This window comes from Micromonospora sp. NPDC005367, assembly GCF_040606825.1.
GTDB lineage: Bacteria > Actinomycetota > Actinomycetes > Mycobacteriales > Micromonosporaceae > Micromonospora.
On record NZ_JBEXFP010000045.1, the window covers coordinates 15569 to 34743 of the forward strand.

A 19175-nucleotide genomic window follows, 5' to 3' on the forward strand; every position below is an offset into this window, starting at 1 on the left:
GCACCCCGGCTTCTCTTCAAGTTCCCTGGAGCACCCTTCTTGAACGTCGACGGTCTGATCTCCAACTTTGGAGAGCTCACGACGACCGGGCTGACCGTGGGAGCGATCTACGCCTTGGTCGCACTCGGTTACACACTGGTCTACGGTGTCTTGAGGCTCATCAACTTCGCCCACTCCGAGGTCTTCATCTCTGGCGCGTACGCCGCGCTGTTCACCTGGGCCGCGTTCGGCCTGACCGGAAACTCCCGGGTCTCCGGCGTCGGTTCGATTGTGTTCTACCTGTTGGTCGCGATGCTGGTGGCGGCGCTAGCCTCGGCGACGGTGGCTACCGTGATCGAACGGGTGGCCTACCGACCGCTCCGTAAGCGCAACGCCCCGCCCCTGGCCTTCCTGATCACGGCGATCGGCGCGTCGATCGTCATCTCGGAGGCGTTCGGTGTCTACACGCGGCGGTTGTCGCGGGGCGCGCCGGCGGTGGTGCCGTCCGAGCCCCTGTTCCGGATCGGCAAGGTGGAGATCAGCTGGGTGGAGCTGCTGATCATCGGCGCGGCGCTGGTGATGATGGTCGCGCTGGACCAGTTCATCAACCGCAGCCGGGTCGGTCGCGGGATCCGGGCGGTGTCCCAGGACCCGAACACCGCGGCGCTGATGGGTGTGAACAAGGACCGGATCATCATGATGGTCTTCATCGCCGGTGGCTTGATGGCCGGCGTGGCGGGCGTGCTGTACAACGTGCGGATCGGCGCCCTGGCCTACAGCGTCGGGTTCCTCCTGGGGCTCAAGGCGTTCACCGCCGCGGTGCTCGGCGGCATCGGCAACCTGCGCGGCGCGCTGGTCGGCGGCCTGCTGCTCGGCCTCACCGAGAACTACGCCTCGGGCCTGTTCGGTGCGCAGTGGAAGGACCTGACCGCGTTCGTGGTGCTGGTCGTGCTGCTGATGTTCCGGCCGACCGGTCTGCTGGGCGAATCGCTGGGGAGGGCACGGGCATGACGACCGTCCTGGAGAGGGTCCGCGCCGGTCGCGAGGCGGCAGGTGAGCGGTGGCGGGGCGCGCCACGCTGGGTGCGCTGGGTGGTGCTGGCCGCGGTGATCGCGTTCTTCTACGCGTTGCCGAACAAGGAGTTCTACCAGTGGCTCGGGCCGATCCCGACCACCGGGTCCAACTTCGGCCAGGTGCTGTTCATGATGTCGATCTACGTGTTGCTGGCGGTGGGCCTCAACATCGTGGTCGGCTTCGCCGGCCTGCTCGACCTGGGCTATTTCGGCTTCTTCGCCGTCGGCGCCTACACGGTGGCGGTGCTGACCTCGCCCAGCAGCGACCTCAAGACGGTGTGGCCGTGGCTGACCGTGCTGCCGATCGGGGTCGCCCTGGCGATGGCGTCGGGGGTGCTGCTGGGTCTGCCGACGCTGCGGTTGCGCGGCGACTACCTGGCGATCGTGACGCTGGGCTTCGCCGAGATGATCCGGCTGACGGCGACCAGCGCGGGGTTCCTGCGGGGCCAGCGCGGCTTCAACCAGATCCCGCACCCGCCGGGCAAGCACAGCGACGGCACGCCGATCTTCGGCGTGCTGGATGCCCGGCCGTACTACTGGCTGGTCCTCACCTTGATCATCCTGGTGGTGCTCGGCGTGCGGAACCTGACCCGCAGCCGGGTCGGCCGGGCCTGGATCTCCATCCGCGAGGATGAGGACGCGGCGCAGCTGATGGGTGTGCCGACGTTCAAGTTCAAGCTGTGGGCGTTCGCCTCCGGTGCCGCCATCGGTGGCCTGGCCGGGGTGTTGTTCGCCGGTAAGCAGAACTTCGTCAACAACCAGAGCTTCGAGCTGCTGAACTCGATCATCATCCTGGCGGCGGTGATCCTCGGCGGTTCCGGCAACATCTTCGGGGCCATCCTCGGCGGCGGCCTGGCCTACTACCTGATCGAACGGTTCCGGGGCGTGGAGCTGTTCGGCGTCGAGCTGTACGAGTACCGATTCATGTTCTTCGGCCTGTGCCTGATCGTCATGATGATCTACCGGCCGCAGGGCCTGATCGCCAACCGGCGTAGAGCGGCAGAGTTCAAGGACCGCCGCAAGGAGGTGACCGTCGGTGGCTGAGACGGTGCAGAGCGTTCCCGCGCAGCGGACCGCGTCGGTCGATGCGGACCGTGAGCCGCTGCTCGAGGTCGACCACGTCACGCTCCGCTTCGGTGGCGTCGTCGCGCTCAACGACGTGAACTTCACCCTTTACAAGGGTGAGATCTTCGGGCTGATCGGTCCCAACGGCGCCGGCAAGACGACCTGCTTCAACGCGATGACCGGCATCTACCGCCCGACCGAGGGGGAGATCCGGTTCCGCGGTGAGCGGATCAACGGCAAGAAGCGGCACCAGATTACCCGGATGGGCATGGCCCGCACCTTCCAGAACATCCGCCTGTTCCCCGAGATGAGCGCGCTGGAGAACGTGCAGGTGGGCGCGGACGCGCACCACAAGACGAGCGTGATCTCCGCGTTGTTCCGGCTGCCCCGGCACTGGCGGGAGGAGCGGGCCGGTCTGGAGAAGGCCCGCGAGCTGCTCGACTTCGTCGGGATCGCCGGGCGGATGCACGAGACGGCACGCAATCTCTCGTACGGCGAGCAGCGCCGGCTGGAGATCGCCCGGGCGCTGGCCACCGATCCGGTGCTGCTGTGCCTGGACGAGCCGGCGGCCGGCTTCAACCCGGCGGAGAAGGAGGAGCTGCTGCAGCTCATCCGGAAGATCCGCGACCGGGGCACCACCGTGCTGCTGATCGAGCACGACATGAAGCTGGTCATGGGTGTCACCGACCGGATCGCGGTCCTGGAATTCGGAAAGAAGATCGCGGAAGGGCTGCCGGCGGAGGTTCGGGAGAACCCGAAGGTGATCGCCGCCTACCTGGGGGTGCCGGACGATGCTGCTTGAGATCGATGATGTGAGCCTGTTGTACGGGCGGATCCAGGCGCTGCACGGCATCAGCCTGCAGGTGGACGAGGGCGAGATCGTCGCCCTGATCGGCGCCAACGGCGCCGGCAAGTCGACCACCATGCGCGCGATCTCCGGGATCCGGCCGGTCGCCAGTGGCCGGATCCGGTTCGACGGTGAGGACATCACCAAGCTCCGGGCGGACCTGCGGGTGCGCCGCGGGCTGTGCCAGGCCCCGGAGGGCCGGGGCATCTTCCCGGGCATGACGGTGCTGGAGAACCTGGACATGGGGGCCTACACCCGACGGGACCGGGCGGGTATCGCCCAGGACCTCGACCGGGTGTTGCACCTGTTCCCACGCCTGGCGGAACGGCGTAAGCAGCAGGGCGGTACGCTCTCCGGCGGTGAGCAGCAGATGTTGGCCGTCGGGAGGGCGCTGATGAGCCGGCCGAAGCTGCTGCTGCTCGATGAGCCATCGATGGGGCTGGCTCCGATGCTCATCCAGCAGATCTTCACCATCATTACCGAGATCAACGAGCAGGGCACCACCGTCCTGCTGGTCGAGCAGAACGCCCAGCAGGCGCTGGCCCGGGCGCACCGGGCGTATGTGCTGGAGACCGGCCGGATCGTCAAGAGCGGCACCGGCGAGGAACTGCTGCACGACCCGTCGGTCAAGGACGCCTACCTCGGCGTCGCCTGACCGGCCGCCACCCCTCATCCAAGGAGTGCACGTCATGTTCAACATCACCGGTCGGCGCCGGGCGGCCGTCGGGGTCACCGGCGCCGCGCTGTTGGCCCTGTCGATCGCCGGATGCGGCGAGAAGGAAGCTACCGAGCAGCCCGGCGGGGGCGCGTCCGTGACCGCCACGGCCGATTCGGCGCTGTCCGCGAAGGTGCCCGACGCGATCAAGGCGGACGGCAAGATCGTGGTGGGAAGTGACACGACCTACGCCCCGGCCGAGTTCCTCGACACCGACGGCAAGACGGCCATCGGCTTCGACGTCGAGCTGTTCACGGCGGTCGCTGCGAAGCTGGGGCTGAAGGCGGAGTTCGTGTCGGCGCCCTTCGGGGACATCATCACCGGCGTGAGTTCGGGCAAGTACGAGGTCGGTGTCTCGTCGTTCACGATCAACGACGAGCGGAAGACGCAGGCCAACATGGTCAGCTACTACCAGGTCGGTACCCAGTGGGTGACCAAGAAGGGCAACCCGGCCGGCGTCGCGATCGACAACGCCTGCGGCAAGAAGATCGCCGTGCAGAAGGACACCGTCCAGGTCGAGGACATCCAGAAGCGCTCGAAGGCGTGCACCGACGCCGGTAAGCCGGCCATCACCGTCGAGCAGTTCCCGGGCCAGGACGCCGCGACGGCCGCCGTGGTCTCGGGCAAGGACGACGCGATGCTCGCCGACTACCCGGTCGGGGTGTTCGCGGTGACGAAGTCCGAGGGCCAGTTGGACCTGCTCGACAAGATGTACGAGGCGGCCCCGTACGGCTACGTGGTGGCCAAGGACCAGGCTGCGTTCGCCGAGGCCGTGCGGGACGCGACCAAGGCGCTGATCGCGGACGGGTCGTACAAGGCCATCCTCGACAAGTGGAAGGTCGGGGACGGCGCGATCACGGACCCCGCGATCAACCCGTAACGCGACATGGAATCCGAGGAAGTGACAACCGTACGGGCGCGGCCGGAACCGATCAAGGCCGTGCCCGTGCGGCACCCCGGCCGCTGGGTCGCGATCGCCGTGCTGGCGGTCCTGGCGGCGATGTTCGTCCATGTACTGGTCACGAACGAACAGTTCAAGTGGTCGTTCATGGTCGACAACATGTTCCGGCCGCCGATCATCGAGGGCTTGCTGCGCGGAACGGTCCTGATGACCGTTTGCGCGATGGTGCTCGGGGTGTCCCTGGGCGTCGTGGTGGCGGTCATGCGCCTCTCGACCAATCCGATCCTGCGGGTGGTCTCCTGGCTCTACACCTGGGTCTTCCGGGCGGTGCCGCGGCTGGTGCTGCTGGCCGTCTGCGGAAACCTGGGCATCCTCTGGAGCCGGATCGAGTTCGGTGTGCCCTTCGATACGCAGATCGGTCAACTCTTCGGGGTCGACAACCTGCAACTGCGGGCCTTCGGGTTCACCTCCCGGGACGTGCTGACCGGCTTCGTGGCCGGCTTGCTCGGTCTGGCGCTGTCCGAGGCGGCCTACATGGCGGAGATCGTGCGGGCCGGTATCCAGTCGGTGGATGACGGGCAGAGCGAGGCGGCCTCGGCGCTGGGTATGAGCCGGGGGCAGATCCTGCGCCGAATCGTGCTGCCGCAGGCGATGCGGGTCATCATCCCGCCGACCGGCAACGAGACCATCGCCATGTTGAAGGACACGTCGCTGCTGCTGGCCGTGCCGTACAGCGTCGAGCTGTTCTTCCAGCTCGACGCGGTGGGCAAGCGGACGTTCCAGATCTTCCCGATGTACGTCGCAGCTGTTCTCTGGTACCTCTTCCTGACCAGCATCCTGCTCGTCGGGCAGCACTTCCTGGAGCGGCACTTCAGCAAGGGCTACGGGCGAAGCGAGCGGGCCCGGCTGCGGCTGCGCACCATCACGGCCGAGCAGGGTGGCGGCGGCCAGGGGACGGCGGGAGCCGTATGAGTGAGTTGATCGTTCCCGCCCAGGCGACCGCGCCGGCCGCCGAGTCGGGCCTGATGGTCCAGGCCGAGCAGGTGCACAAGTCGTTCGGCCACCTCGAGGTGCTCAAGGGCATCGACCTCGAGGTGCGCAGCGGCGAGGTCTGCTGCCTGCTCGGGCCCTCCGGCTCCGGCAAGTCGACCTTCCTGCGCTGCATCAACCACCTGGAGAAGATCAACGCCGGCCGGATCCGGGTGGACGGCGAGCTGATCGGTTACCGGGAGCACAGTGGCAAGCTGCACGAGCTGCGCCAGAAGGAGGTCGCCGCGCAGCGCCGCTCGATCGGCATGGTGTTCCAGCGGTTCAACCTCTTCCCGCACATGACCGCCCTGGAGAACGTGATCGAGGCGCCGGTTCGGGTCAAGCGGGAGTCGAAGGCCGCGGCCCGGGAGCGCGCCGAAGCGCTGCTGGCCCGGGTCGGTCTCGGCGACAAGATGGGCAACTACCCGGGGCAGCTCTCCGGCGGCCAGCAGCAGCGGGTGGCGATCGCCCGGGCCCTGGCGATGCAGCCGAAGTTGATGCTCTTCGACGAGCCGACCAGCGCGCTCGACCCGGAGCTGGTCGGCGAGGTGCTGGACGTCATGAAGGACCTGGCCCGCGACGGCATGACGATGATCGTGGTCACCCACGAGATCGGCTTCGCCCGCGAGGTCGGCGACTCGCTGGTCTTCATGGACGGCGGCGTCGTGGTCGAGCAGGGCAACCCGCGCGAGGTCATCGCGAACCCGCAGCACGACCGCACGAAGGCGTTCCTGGCCAAGGTGCTGTGACGGGCGGGGACGCCCGCTCGGGGCGTCCCCACCCACCGGTTAGGCGTGCCACGGCCGCGCCGGTCTCGACCCGGCCCGCGCGACACTCCTGCGGGGCTCGGGAGCCGGGAGCCGGGAGCCGGGACCACGGTGCGTCGTCGGGCCGCGACATGTCGTCGCCCGCCACGTCGCTGCCGTTTGGTCGTAGGTCCCGGCTAGAGTCGCTGCCGTGACAGCTACCGCGCCGCGCCTGCTCCTCGTCGACGGACACTCCCTGGCATACCGGGCTTTCTTCGCCTTGCCGGTGGAAAACTTCTCCACAACGACCGGGCAGCCGACCAACGCGGTCTACGGCTTCACCTCCATGCTGATCAACGTGCTGCGCGACGAGCAGCCGTCCCACATCGTCGTCGCCTTCGACGTGTCCCGCCGCTCCTTCCGCACCGAGAAGTACGCGGAGTACAAGGCCGGCCGCAGCGAGACCCCGACCGACTTCAAGGGCCAGGTGAGCCTGGTCAAGGAGGTCCTCGCGGCGCTGCGTATCCCGGTGGTGGAGATGGAGGGCTACGAGGCCGACGACGTCATCGCCACCCTCGCCTGCCAGGCCCGTGACCAGGGCATGTCCGTGCTGATCACCAGCGGTGACCGGGACGCCTTCCAGCTGGTCGGCGAGAACGTCACGGTGCTCTACCCCCGCAAGGGCGTCTCCGACCTGGCCCGGATGGACCCGGCCGCGATCGAGGCGAAGTACGGCGTCCCCCCGGAGCGCTACCGCGACCTGGCCGCCCTGGTCGGCGAGACCAGCGACAACCTGCCGGGCGTTCCCGGTGTCGGCCCGAAGACCGCCGCCAAGTGGATCACCGCCTACGGCGGGGTCGAGGGCGTCGTCGCCCGCGCCGACGAGATCAAGGGCAAGGCCGGCGACAGCCTGCGCGATCGGCTCGCCGACGTGATCCGCAACTACGAGATCAACTGCCTGGTCTCCGACCTGGAGCTGCCGCTTCGTCCCGAGGAGGCCCGCTGGCCCGGCTGGGACCGGGAGGCCGTGCACCAGGTCTTCGACACCCTGGAGTTCCGCATCCTGCGCGACCGCCTCTACCAGTACCTCGAGGCGGTGGAACCGGAGGCGGAGGCCGGCTTCGAGCTGGCCGGCGAGGTGCTCACCGAGCCCGGCGCGCTCAGCGGGTGGCTCGGCACGCACGCCACGGCGGGCACCCCGGTGGGCATGGCGGCCAAGCTCGACACCGGCCCGAACCGCCGGCACACCGCGTCCGTCTCGGGTATGGCGCTGGCCACCGCGGCCGGCGCGGGCGTCTGGTTCGACCCGGCCCGCCTCGACCCCGCGGACGAGACCGCGCTGGCCGGCTGGCTCGCCGATGCGCAACGGCCGAAGGTGCTGCACGACAGCAAGCCCGTCGTGCTCGCCCTCGCCGCGCACGGCTGGCCGCTGGAGGGCATCGCCCGCGACACCCAGATCGCCGCCTACCTGGCCCGTCCCGACCAGCGCTCGTACGACCTGACCGACCTGGCGCTGCGCTACCTGCACCGGGAACTGCGGGTCGACGCCCCGGAGACCGGCCAGCTGACCCTGGAGGGGCTGGGCAACGACGGCGAGGCCGAGCAGAACCTCATGCTCCAGGCGCGCGCCACCCTCGATCTGGCCGACGCGATCGACGCGGAGCTGTCCCGCGACGGCGAGCAGTCCGCCCGGCTGATGGCCGGCGTGGAGCTGCCGCTCATGCGGGTGCTCGCCACCATGGAACGCACCGGCATCGCCGCTGACACGGACTACCTCTCCGAGTTGGAGGCGCACTTCGCCGCCGAGGTGAAGGCCGCCGCGCAGGGCGCGTACGAGGCCGTCGGGCGGGAGTTCAACCTCGGCTCTCCCAAGCAGTTGCAGGAGATCCTCTTCGGTGAGCTGGGCCTGCCGAAGACCAAGAAGATCAAGACCGGCTACACGACCGACGCCGACGCGTTGCAGTGGCTCTACGCGCAGAACCCGCACCCGGTGCTGGCCCACCTGCTGCGCCACCGGGACGTGGCCAAGCTGAAGTCGACAGTGGACGGCCTGCTCAAGTCGGTCTCCGACGACGGCCGCATCCACACGACCTTCAACCAGACGGTGGCGGCCACCGGGCGGCTCTCCTCGACCGAGCCGAACCTGCAGAACATCCCGATCCGTACCGAGGAGGGCCGGCGGATCCGCCGGGCGTTCGTGGTCGGGGAGGGCTACGAGTGCCTGCTCACCGCCGACTACAGCCAGATCGAGATGCGGATCATGGCGCACCTGTCCTCGGACGACGCGTTGATCGACGCGTTCAACTCCGGCGCCGACTTCCACGCCGCGACGGCGTCGTCGGTCTTCGAGGTGCCGCTCGCCGAGGTCACGCCCGACCAGCGCCGCAAGATCAAGGCGATGAACTACGGCCTGGCGTACGGGCTGAGCGCCTTCGGGCTCTCCCAGCAACTCGGGATCAGCACCGAGGAGGCGCGCGGCCTCATGGAGAACTACTTCGCCGGCTTCGGCGGGGTCCGCGACTACCTCCAGGAGGTGGTCGCCCGCGCTCGGCTCGACGGCTACACCTCGACGATCCTGGGCCGCCGCCGCTACCTGCCCGACCTGGTCAGCGACAACCGGCAGCGCCGGGAGATCGCCGAGCGGATGGCGCTCAACGCCCCGATCCAGGGCTCCGCGGCCGACATCATCAAGGTCGCGATGCTGCGGGTCGACACCACGTTGCACGAGGCCGGCCTGAGCTCCCGGATGCTGCTCCAGGTGCACGACGAGCTGGTCTTCGAGGTGGCCCCGGGCGAGCGTCCGGCGCTGGAGGAACTGGTCCGCCGGGAGATGGGTGCGGCGTACCCGCTGGCGGTGCCGCTGGAGGTCTCCGTCGGCGAGGGCCGCGACTGGAACAGCGCCGACCACTGATCCGGCCCCGCAGCGCCAGTTGCGTCGTGGTGGGCGGGCCAGGCCGGTCGGCCCTCGGCGGCGCGGAGCACGGTGGGCGGGGGTCGCGCCCTCGCCGGCCTGCCGCAGACCGTCGGCTCGTCCGGCAGGCCGTCAGCTCATCCTGTACGCCGTCGGCTCGTCCGGCAGGCCTCAGCTCCGCCTGTGGGCCGTCAGCCCCGTCAGCTCGTCCGGCGGGTCGGTCGGCGCTGCGCGGGTTGCCGTCCCGCCCCCTGGCGGTTCTTCGGTGGGGCGCCGCGGCGTTCGAGCGCGCGCCGGGACGGCCCGCCGGGCGGCGGCAGCGGCGCCTTGAGCGGGTCGTGCCCCCAGTTCATCAGCGAAAAGCGCCACTTGGTGTTGCGGACGTCGCCCGAGGGACGTTGCGCCATGTGCCGGCGCACGTAGCCGACGACCTTGCGCATGTGCCGGACGTCGGCCTCGGAGAGTTCGGCGCGCTTGCGGCGCAGCAGGTCGAGGATCCGGCGGCCGGACTCGTGCCCCACCGACTCTCCGGCCTTCGGGCCCTTCTTCCGCCAGCCGACATGCTTGGACTCGTCGGTCTCCAGCCACTTCGACAGCTCGCCGGGCTTCATGTTCACCGCCTCGGTGAACTCCCGGTAGGTGTCGCGGCCCTCGTCACCGCGGCTCATGGCGCAGCACCTCCGGCCGGTGGGCGACGTCCCGGCCCGAGTCGTCGTTGCGGATCCGGTACTGCGGCTCCTCCTCGGAGGCGTTCACGGTGTGCCCGCGTACGTGTGTCCGGTCGACCAGCTTCTCCTTGACCACGCCGTACGCCCGGCCGCTGTGACTGGCCCAGGAGACGTGGTCGCCCTCGCGGAAATCCCTCTTCTCGGCCATGCCGTCCGGTTACCCGGGGCCGGCCGCCGGAAACGACGCCGGTCAGGGGGTGATCTCGGCGACCGACAGCTTGATCTCGAACGGCTCGGAAATCTCGATCAGCTCGGTGCTGTCGGCGACCAGCTCGTACTGCCGCTCCCCGCCCGGGCCGATCCGGTCACCTCGGCGGTATGCGTACAGGTGTACCGGATCCTGCTCGATGCGCCAGTAGAAGGGGATGCCGGCGGCGGCGTACTCGCCGGGCTTGGCGAACCGGTCGATCCGCCGAGTGCCGGGGGAGACCACCTCGACGGCCAGCACCACGTCCGCGGGAGTGAGGAGGGAACGGTCAGGACTCACCTCAGCGCGGCTGAGTAGTACATCCGGCTGCCGGCTGGTGTTCGCGTTGAGAGCGACGCCGACCGCCTGTGCGGCGTGTAGGCGCGCCGGTGCGTGGGATCGGAGCCAGAGCCAGAGCAGGCTGGAGATGTCCTGGTGGCCGAGGGTGGGGGAGGGTGTCGCCTGGATTACTCCGTCGAGGAGTTCGACGCGGGGGGCGTCGTCCGGCAGGTGGAGCAGGTCCTCCAGCGTGTAGTCGGCACGCTGCTGCCGGATCTGGTCCGGACACCAGGGGCCAGGTGGTGTCGCGATCGGCTCGGCGCTCACCGGCACAGCGTAACCCCGTCGATGTTCCGTGGGCCGGACTCCGGGTACGGCGACCTGGTCACGCGGGCTTCTCCGCCACGAAGATCGCGGTGCCGGGGAAGAGCCGGCCACGCAGCGGGCTCCACTGCCCCCAGATCCCCTCGTGCCCCTGGGGCCACTCCGGCTCCACGAGGTCGACCAGGCGGAATCCCGCTCCGACCAGCTCCCGGATCCGGTCGCCGAGGGTGCGGTGCTGCTCGACGTAGGTGGCTGTGCCCGAGTCGTCCTGCTCCACGTACGGCCGGCGGTCGAAGTAGGAGTGCACAGCCCGCAGACCGCCCTCGCCCGGGTCGTCGAGGAAGATCCACCGCATCGGGTGGGTGACCGAGAAGACCCACCGGGCGCCGGGGCGCAGCACCCGGTACACCTCCCGCACCAGGGCCGCCGAGTCGGCCACGAACGGGACCGCCCCGAACGCCGTGCAGGCGGTGTCGAACGCCGCGTCGGGGAAGGGCAGGGCGAGCGCGTCGGCCTGCACCAGCGGTACGCGTACGCCGGTGCGGTCGGCGGCCTGGGCGGCGTGGCGCAGCATGCCCGCGGAGAGGTCCATGGCGACCGGGCGGGCGCCCTGGGTGGCGAGCCACCGGGAGGCCGCCGCCGCGCCGCAACCGACCTCCAGGATCCGGCGCCCGGCCAGGTCGCCGAGGAGGTGTACGTCCGCCTCGCGTACTCCCTCCGGGCACCAGACGAAGTCCACGTCGCCGAGGAACGCGCCGTGCTCGGCCTGGTAGTCGTCGGCGTCCTCGTCCCACCAGCGGCGGCTCGCCACCCGGGCCTCGGCGTCGCCGACCCGGCGCCGGGTCACCCGGCTGTCGTCGTCCATCCGTTCACGCTATGGCCTCGCCCCGCCGGGCGGCCGGGTGGGTGCCCGACCCCGGCGCGCCGGGCCGACCCACGCAGGGTGGTGGCGGCCACGGGTGCCGCGCGGGCCGCGGTACCGCCGTGACGCTTGTGACGCACGAGACAAACGCGACGGATTCGGGCCGATTTCTCGGCTTTCGCAGCTCACGAGGCGATGAGCCGGGCGGGAGGGCTTGCACGCTGTGGTAATGCGCAAGGTAGGCTTGACGATGCGCTCGCGGATCGGTGCACCTCGGCAGGGAGCAGGTGCGCGGTCGACGAGGCCACTGACCGGCGCCACATCATCGCATCTGGCAATCGATCGGTGTGCCAAGCGACGGGTCCGCTGGCGCGACCGGGTCACCGCGACACCAGCCTGCTGTGACATCCCATCCGACCGGAGCAACCGCCCACATGACGAGCAGCATCGAGGCTCCCTCGAGCGCCACCAAGGTCACCATCGACGACCTCGGCTCTGAGGAGGCTTTCCTCGCCGCGATCGACGAGACCATCAAGTACTTCAACGACGGCGACATTGTCGAAGGCACCGTCGTCAAGGTCGATCGGGACGAGGTCCTGCTCGACATCGGCTACAAGACCGAGGGTGTCATCCCCTCTCGGGAGCTGTCGATCAAGCACGACGTGGACCCGGCCGAGGTCGTGTCGGTCGGTGACCACATCGAGGCCCTCGTCCTTCAGAAGGAGGACAAGGAGGGGCGCCTGATCCTCTCGAAGAAGCGGGCGCAGTACGAGCGGGCCTGGGGCACGATCGAGAAGATCAAGGACGAGGACGGCGTCGTTCGCGGTTCGGTCATCGAGGTGGTCAAGGGTGGCCTCATCCTCGACATCGGCCTGCGTGGCTTCCTCCCCGCCTCCCTGGTCGAGATGCGGCGTGTGCGTGACCTGCAGCCGTACGTCGGCCGCGAGCTCGAGGCCAAGATCATCGAGCTGGACAAGAACCGCAACAACGTGGTCCTGTCCCGCCGGGCCTGGCTCGAGCAGACCCAGTCCGAGGTGCGCACCGAGTTCCTCAACAAGCTTCAGAAGGGCCAGGTCCGCAAGGGCGTCGTGTCCTCGATCGTCAACTTCGGCGCGTTCGTCGACCTCGGCGGCGTGGACGGTCTGGTGCACGTCTCCGAGCTCTCCTGGAAGCACATCGACCACCCGTCCGAGGTCGTCGAGGTGGGCCAGGAGGTCGAGGTCGAGGTCCTGGACGTCGACCTGGACCGCGAGCGGGTCTCGCTGTCGCTGAAGGCGACCCAGGAGGACCCGTGGCGTCAGTTCGCCCGTACCCACGCGATCCAGCAGATCGTGCCGGGTAAGGTCACCAAGCTGGTGCCGTTCGGTGCGTTCGTCCGCGTCGACGACGGCATCGAGGGCCTGGTCCACATCTCCGAGCTGGCCGAGCGCCACGTGGAGATCCCGGAGCAGGTCGTCCAGGTCGGCTCCGAGGTCATGGTCAAGGTCATCGACATCGACCTGGAGCGCCGCCGGATCTCGCTGTCGCTCAAGCAGGCCAACGAGGGCTTCGTCGAGGGCGAGGAGCACTTCGACCCGACCCTCTACGGCATGGCCGCGACGTACGACGCCGAGGGCAACTACATCTACCCGGAGGGCTTCGACCCGGAGACGGGCGAGTGGCTCGAGGGGTACGACAAGCAGCGCGAGACCTGGGAGAACCAGTACGCCGAGGCTCGCCAGCGCTGGGAGGCGCACCAGAAGCAGGTGCAGAACTCCCGCGCCGCCGAGGCCGAGGCCGCTGCCAACCCGGCTCCGGCGGTCACCGGCGCCACCTCCACCAGCGCGGCCCCGAGCCGCCAGGAGGAGCCGGCCGGCACCCTGGCCACCGACGAGGCTCTCGCCGCCCTGCGGGAGAAGCTCGCCGGCGGCAAGTGACCCGCACGGCAGGTTCGACTCGGCGGCTCTGACGCCGACGACCACGGGCCCCGCCCACGACGATCTCCGGATCGTCGAGGGCGGGGCCTTCGCCATGTCCGCGCCTGTGCCTGTGCCCCGTGCCTGTGCCTGTGCCCCGCGCCTGCGCCCCTGCCTGCGCCCCGCGCCTGTGCCTGCGCCCCGCGCCCGTGCCCGCGCCGCCCCCGGTCGCTGCGCCCGCCCGCGCCCACTCGCCCTGCGCACCGGGCCGCGGGTGACGTGGACCCGGTCTCGCTGGCTTGATCGACTCGACATTCCTGAAGTCGGGCTGTCCGCCACAGCCGGATCCCCCGACTTCCATGACCGCGAGTGGATCATCCCGGCCACCCGCCCCAGCGGTCGGAACACGTCCCGGTGCCCCCGGTGCGGGGGCCCGTTTGGTGCGGCGAGCGTGATCAGGTTGACTGGGGACCGTGCTGATGGCAGGGCTGACCGGGGGAATCGGTTCGGGTAAGAGCGTCGTGTCGAAGCGTCTCGCCGAGCGGGGCGCGGTGCTGATCGACGCCGACCGTATTGCGCGGGAGGTGGTCGCCCCAGGCACTCCGGGGCTCGCCGAGATCGTCGAGGCATTCTCACCGCGGGTACTGGCCGCCGACGGCAGCCTCGACCGGGCCGTGCTGGGTGCCGTCGTCTTCGCCGACGAAGCCGCCCGGCGCCGGCTGGAGGCGATCACGCACCCCCGGATACGCGCCCGGACCGCCGAGCTCGCCGCCGCGGCGGCACCCGACGCGGTCGTGGTCAACGACGTGCCGCTCCTGGTCGAGGTGGGGCTCGTGCCCACGTACCACCTGGTGATCGTGGTGGAGGCGGCCGTGTCCATCCGGTTGGAGCGGCTGGCCCGCGACCGGGGGATGGATCGCGCGGAGGCCGAGCGGCGGGTTGCCGCGCAGGCCGACGACGCCCGCCGGCGCGCGGCGGCCGACGCGCTGCTCAGCAACGACGGCAGCCTGGCCGAGCTGTACGAGGCGGTCGACGCGCTCTGGCACGACCGGCTGCTGCCCTATGAACGCAACGTGCGTGAGCGGCGGGTGGCCCCGCCGGGGCGGGTGCAACTGGCCGAGTACGACCCGACGTGGCCGCAGCAGTACGCGCGCCTGGCCGCCCGGATCCGCCACGCGCTCGGCCCGGCCGATCCGCGGATCGATCACATCGGCCCCACGGCGGTTCCCGGTCTCGCGGCGAGGGACGTCATCGACGTCCAGCTCACCGTGCCGTCCCTGGCCGAGGCGGACGGCAGCATCGCGCAGCGGCTGGCCGACGCCGGCTTCCCCCGGATGCCGGGCGACTGGTGGGACACCCCCCGCCCGGCCGGCAGCGGCCGGTGGGAGAAACGGCTGCACGGCAGTGCGGACCCGGGTCGTGCGGTGAACCTGCACGTCCGCGTGGCCGATTCACCCGGCTGGCGGTACGCGCTGCTGATGCGTGACCACCTGCGCGCCGACCCGGCGCAGCGGGCCGAGTATCTGCTGTTCAAGCGGGAGCTGGCGGCCTCGGCCCCGGACGGCGCCGACTTCCCGACCATCAGGGACCCGTGGTTCGACGAGGAGTACCTGCGCGCCGAGGAGTGGGCCGCCCAGACCGGCTGGCGGCCCTGACCGTACCGGCCGTCGAGCCTCAGCCCGACGAGTGGGCGGCCGGCCGCCCGGTCACCCCGGTCGGCCGCTTGGGGGCGGGCAGCGTCGGCACCCGGCCGGGCTGAAGGTCGAGCTGCGCCCAGGTGGCCGTACCGGTGCTCACCTCCACCCGGCGGAGCAGACCGTCGCGGTCGATCCAGTAGCGCAGCAGGTTCCGGCCGCCGCGCAGCTCCACGACGTCGACCCGGCGGTCGGCCAGGGCGTCCTCCCGCAGCCGGACGGCCGTGCCACGCGGTGCTGTGCGACCGGCGGTCAGCGCCGCGTCGACCAGCACGCCGACGTCGTCGGCGCCGGCCCGTTCGGACTTCCAGGCGACGTCTGCCGGCGGCGGCAGTGGTGGCTTCTCGGGTCTCTCCGGGTCGCCCTTTGCCGGGACCTGGGCGCGGGACAGGCCGGCCGTGTCCCGCCAGCGCAGCGTCCGGCGTTCCGGCACGCCGAGGTCGGTCACCGCCAGGTAGCCGGTACGGCGGGTCCAGCTGAGCCAGCCCGCACCACGCAGGTTCGTCTCACGCCCCACCGCAGCGGTGAGGGTCACCGTGGCCCCCTGGTGGGCGCGCAGCCGCTCGGGGAGGCGCTCCAACCGGGTCTGCTCGGCGGCGGTCAACGCCCGGGGCAGGCCCGGCCGGCCGCCCAGGACGTCGACGGGGCGCAGGGTCGGCCGGTCCGTCCGCCTGAGGTCCACGTTCACCGCTCCCGATCCGGGAAGCCGGACGGTCAGCCGGTGCAGCCGGGCGTCGTCGTCGACCCAGTACCGCGGCCGGTCGTCCGAGTCGGGCTCGATCGTCGCCGACCCTGGCGGGGCAGCCTCCAGGACGTCGACCGGACCGGCGGCGAGCGTCTCACGGGCCACCCAGCGGGCGCCGGCCGGCGGTGCCGGGTCCGGGCGATCGGCGGCGAGGTCGAAGAGCAGCTTGAGCACGGGCGCCAGAGCATGCCCGGCGGGCAGTTCGTGCAGTCGCCAACGGTCCGCGGGAGGCACCAGCGGGGGCGGCGCGGCGGTCGGCACGGCCGACGGGTCGGGCCGGATCACCAGTACCGCGGGCGTGGCCTGGAGCAGACCGCGTTCGGCGCCGGCGCCGGGGCCGCCGACGTCCAGGTAGAGCAACGGGCGGGACCAGTCCACCCAGCCCACCAGTTCGGTGCGGGACTGCTCGGCGCCGATCGTGACGTGCACCCCGGCGCGCAGGTCACGGTAGTTGGTGACCCGCACCGCCGCCAGCCGTTCGGCCTCGACGGGGGTCAGCGCCCGGGGCGGCGCCGACGGTTCGGGCGCCCAGCTGAGCAACCCGAGCACCAGCCCCACGGCGGACAGGACCGCGACCAGGCCGAGCAGCGCCAGCAGGTGACGCCGACGCCGGGTGGTGACTTTCGGGAACAGCCCGGTGTCGTCGGGGCCGGTACCCGCGGGGCCGGGCGGCGGCACCGCGACGGCGGGCAGGGCGCGGCTCGGGCCGCTGCGGGCGGTCAGGGGCACGTCCGTGGGATCCGGACGGGAGGCCCGGGCTCGGGATGCTTCCACGCGTTGTTGAACGGCCGGAGGTGCACGGAGTGACGAGCAAGCAGGGCGCTCGCGGCGGCCGGTGCGCCTCTGGCGCGACCACGTCGGGTGCGCACGCCGGGCAACCGGGTGCTGCGGACCACCGTGCCGGGGGCGACCGCCGGCCGTGATGTCGGCCGGGCCGCCGGCCCGGTCGGCCGCCGCGAGCGGCCTACACGCAGAGGGTAGTCGGGTGGCATGTGGCACACAATGGGAATATCGAAGCTGGTCACCCGCCTCCTGGTTGGCCGAACCTGTCGGACCGGCGGCGTACCGTTGAGGTCATGGCGCTCGACATTCCCCGGCTCGACGGCCGTTTTGAGGTCGTCAGTGAATTTCAGCCCGCCGGTGACCAGCCGGCGGCCATCGACGACCTGGAGCGGCGGGTCCGACGTGGCGACCGCAACACGGTGCTGCTCGGCGCGACCGGCACCGGCAAGAGTGCCACCACCGCGTGGCTCATCGAGCGGTTGCAACGGCCGACGCTGGTGCTCGCGCCCAACAAGACCCTCTGCGCGCAGCTGGCCAAGGAGTTCAGCGAGCTGCTGCCGAACAACGCCGTCGAATACTTCGTCTCCTACTACGACTACTACCAGCCCGAGGCCTACATCCCGCAGACCGACACCTACATCGAAAAGGACTCCTCGATCAACGAGGAGGTCGAGCGGCTGCGGCACTCGGCGACCATGTCGCTGCTCACCCGCCGCGACGTGGTGGTGGTGGCCACCGTGTCGGCGATCTACGGCCTGGGCACCCCGGAGGAGTACCTCGACCGCGCGGTCCGGATGGCGGTCGGTCAGGAGCTCGACCGCGACCAGCTGCTGCGTCGCCTGGTCGACATCCAGTACACCCGCAACGACATGGCCTTCAACCGGGGCACCTTCCGGGTCCGGGGCGACACGTTGGAGATCATTCCGGCGTACGAGGAACTGGCCGTCCGGATCGAGCTCTTCGGTGACGAGGTGGAGAAGCTCTACTACCTCAACCCGCTCACCGGCGACGTCGTCCGCGAGGTCGACCACCTGATGATCTTCCCGGCCACCCACTACGCGGCGGGTCCGGAGCGGATGGAGCGGGCGATCCGTGACATCGAGACCGAGTTGGCCGAGCGGCTGGCGGAGCTGGAGCGGCAGGGCAAGCTGCTGGAGGCCCAGCGGCTGCGGATGCGCACCACGTACGACATCGAGATGATGCGCCAGGTGGGCTTCTGCTCCGGCATCGAGAACTACTCGATGCACATCGACGGCCGGCTGCCGGGCAGCCCGCCGCACTGCCTCCTCGACTACTTCCCCGACGACTTCCTGACGGTGATCGACGAGTCGCACGTGACGATCCCGCAGATCGGCGGCATGTACGAGGGCGACGCCTCCCGCAAGCGGATGCTGATCGACCACGGCTTCCGGCTGCCCAGCGCCGCCGACAACCGGCCGCTGCGATTCGACGAGTTCCTGGAGCGGGTCGGCCAGATGGTCTTCCTCTCCGCCACCCCCGGCCCGTGGGAGCTGGAGCAGGCGCAGGGCGAGTTCGTCGAGCAGGTGATCCGCCCGACCGGCCTGATCGATCCGGAGGTCATCGTGAAGCCCACGAAGGGGCAGATCGACGACCTCATGCACGAGATCAAGCTGCGCACCGAGCGGGACGAGCGGGTGCTGGTCACCACGCTCACCAAGAAGATGGCCGAGGACCTGTCCGACTACCTGCTGGAGAACGGCATCCGGGTGCGCTACCTGCACTCCGAGGTCGACACGCTGCGCCGGGTGGAGCTGCTGCGCGAGCTGCGTAAGGGCGACTACGACGTGCTGGTCGGCATCAACCTGCTGCGGGAGGGGCTCGACCTGCCGGAGGTGTCGCTGGTGGCGATCCTCGACGCCGACAAGGAGGGCTTCCTGCGCAGCGGCCGATCGCTGATCCAGACCATCGGCCGGGCGGCCCGTAACGTGTCCGGCCAGGTCCACATGTACGCCGACAAGATCACTCCGTCGATGGCGGACGCGATCGATGAGACCAACCGGCGGCGGGCCAAGCAGATCGCGCACAACGAGGCGCACGGCATCAGCCCCGAGCCGCTGCGTAAGAAGATCCACGACATCCTCGACGACATCTACCGCGAGGCCGAGGACACCGCGCAGAACACCGTGGGCGGTGCGGTGCGGCAGTTGTCCCGAGGCAAGGCGCCGGTCAAGGAGACCCGCAGCCGTGGCCGCGCGGCCACCTCCACCCCGTCCCGGGAGGGGATGGCCCGGGCCGACCTGGCGCAGCTCATCCAGGAGCTCAACGACCAGATGCTCGGCGCCGCCCGGGAGCTGCAGTTCGAGCTGGCCGCCCGGATCCGCGACGAGGTCGCCGACCTGAAGAAGGAGCTGCGCGGCATGGACGCCGCCGGTGTGAAGTGATCGCGGGTCC

General features: G+C 70.4%; 16 protein-coding genes. 11 read left to right on the forward strand and 5 right to left on the reverse strand.

Translation table 11 applies throughout. From position 1 onward, the window contains the following. Window positions 1–39: 39 nt before the first annotated feature. From ABZS42_RS25195 to polA, 8 genes are all read left to right on the forward strand, one after another. Window positions 40–990: a branched-chain amino acid ABC transporter permease gene (locus tag ABZS42_RS25195; RefSeq protein ID WP_355149219.1), complete on the forward strand. Its 951-nt coding sequence runs from the start codon at window positions 40–42 to the stop codon at window positions 988–990. Then, window positions 987–2096, forward strand: a complete 1110-nt coding sequence (locus tag ABZS42_RS25200) for a branched-chain amino acid ABC transporter permease (RefSeq protein WP_355149221.1) — start codon at window positions 987–989, stop codon at window positions 2094–2096. Before ABZS42_RS25195 ends, ABZS42_RS25200 begins: the two co-directional genes overlap by 4 nt. Before the next feature lie 4 nt (window positions 2097–2100). Further along, complete coding sequence (locus tag ABZS42_RS25205; protein WP_355149285.1) at window positions 2101–2919, forward strand: ABC transporter ATP-binding protein; 819 nt, start codon at window positions 2101–2103, stop codon at window positions 2917–2919. Further along, window positions 2909–3619, forward strand: a complete 711-nt coding sequence (locus tag ABZS42_RS25210; protein WP_355149223.1) for an ABC transporter ATP-binding protein — start codon at window positions 2909–2911, stop codon at window positions 3617–3619. The genes ABZS42_RS25205 and ABZS42_RS25210 overlap by 11 nt, the downstream gene beginning before the upstream one ends. A gap of 34 nt (window positions 3620–3653) precedes the next feature. Then, window positions 3654–4559, forward strand: a complete 906-nt coding sequence (locus tag ABZS42_RS25215; protein ID WP_355149225.1) for an ABC transporter substrate-binding protein — start codon at window positions 3654–3656, stop codon at window positions 4557–4559. Between the two features lie 6 nt (window positions 4560–4565). Continuing rightward, window positions 4566–5552 carry an amino acid ABC transporter permease gene (locus ABZS42_RS25220; RefSeq protein WP_355149227.1) on the forward strand — a complete coding sequence of 329 codons (987 nt, stop codon included), beginning with the start codon at window positions 4566–4568 and terminating at the stop codon, window positions 5550–5552. Continuing rightward, window positions 5549–6358, forward strand: coding sequence for an amino acid ABC transporter ATP-binding protein (locus ABZS42_RS25225; protein ID WP_355149229.1), 810 nt, complete (start codon window positions 5549–5551; stop codon window positions 6356–6358). The genes ABZS42_RS25220 and ABZS42_RS25225 overlap by 4 nt, the downstream gene beginning before the upstream one ends. 208 nt (window positions 6359–6566) lie before the next feature. Further along, on the forward strand, window positions 6567–9266 hold the full coding sequence (gene polA / locus ABZS42_RS25230; protein ID WP_355149231.1) for a DNA polymerase I: 2700 nt from the start codon (window positions 6567–6569) through the stop codon (window positions 9264–9266). 200 nt (window positions 9267–9466) lie between these two features. Here the strand turns inward: polA and ABZS42_RS25235 are convergent, their stop codons facing one another. The 4 genes from ABZS42_RS25235 to ABZS42_RS25250 are packed head-to-tail and all read right to left on the reverse strand — an operon-like array spanning window position 9467 to window position 11649. Next, window positions 9467–9934, reverse strand: coding sequence for a DUF3140 domain-containing protein (locus tag ABZS42_RS25235; protein WP_355149233.1), 468 nt, complete (start codon window positions 9932–9934; stop codon window positions 9467–9469). After that, complete coding sequence (locus tag ABZS42_RS25240) at window positions 9921–10142, reverse strand: DUF2945 domain-containing protein (RefSeq protein ID WP_076467720.1); 222 nt, start codon at window positions 10140–10142, stop codon at window positions 9921–9923. Before ABZS42_RS25240 ends, ABZS42_RS25235 begins: the two co-directional genes overlap by 14 nt. 42 nt (window positions 10143–10184) lie before the next feature. Next, window positions 10185–10787: a Uma2 family endonuclease gene (locus tag ABZS42_RS25245; RefSeq protein ID WP_355149235.1), complete on the reverse strand. Its 603-nt coding sequence runs from the start codon at window positions 10785–10787 to the stop codon at window positions 10185–10187. Window positions 10788–10845: 58 nt separating this feature from the next. Continuing rightward, entirely contained in the window at window positions 10846–11649 is an 804-nt protein-coding gene (locus ABZS42_RS25250) for a class I SAM-dependent methyltransferase (RefSeq protein ID WP_355149237.1), read from the reverse strand. Between the two features lie 431 nt (window positions 11650–12080). On the opposite strand from ABZS42_RS25250, the gene rpsA reads away from it, so the two are divergent. Both rpsA and coaE read left to right on the forward strand, forming a co-directional pair. Further along, window positions 12081–13562: a 30S ribosomal protein S1 gene (gene rpsA / locus ABZS42_RS25255; protein ID WP_355149239.1), complete on the forward strand. Its 1482-nt coding sequence runs from the start codon at window positions 12081–12083 to the stop codon at window positions 13560–13562. A gap of 452 nt (window positions 13563–14014) precedes the next feature. Continuing rightward, window positions 14015–15196, forward strand: coding sequence for a dephospho-CoA kinase (coaE, locus tag ABZS42_RS25260; RefSeq protein WP_355149241.1), 1182 nt, complete (start codon window positions 14015–14017; stop codon window positions 15194–15196). A 19-nt stretch (window positions 15197–15215) separates the two neighbouring features. On the opposite strand, the gene ABZS42_RS25265 is transcribed toward coaE, so the two are convergent. Then, a complete protein-coding gene (locus ABZS42_RS25265) occupies window positions 15216–16709 on the reverse strand; it encodes a hypothetical protein (protein WP_355149243.1) in 1494 nt (497 codons plus the stop codon). 347 nt (window positions 16710–17056) lie between these two features. Between ABZS42_RS25265 and uvrB the strand changes: the two genes are divergently transcribed. After that, window positions 17057–19165 carry an excinuclease ABC subunit UvrB gene (gene uvrB / locus ABZS42_RS25270; protein ID WP_355149245.1) on the forward strand — a complete coding sequence of 703 codons (2109 nt, stop codon included), beginning with the start codon at window positions 17057–17059 and terminating at the stop codon, window positions 19163–19165. The last annotated feature ends 10 nt before the right edge of the window (window positions 19166–19175 follow it).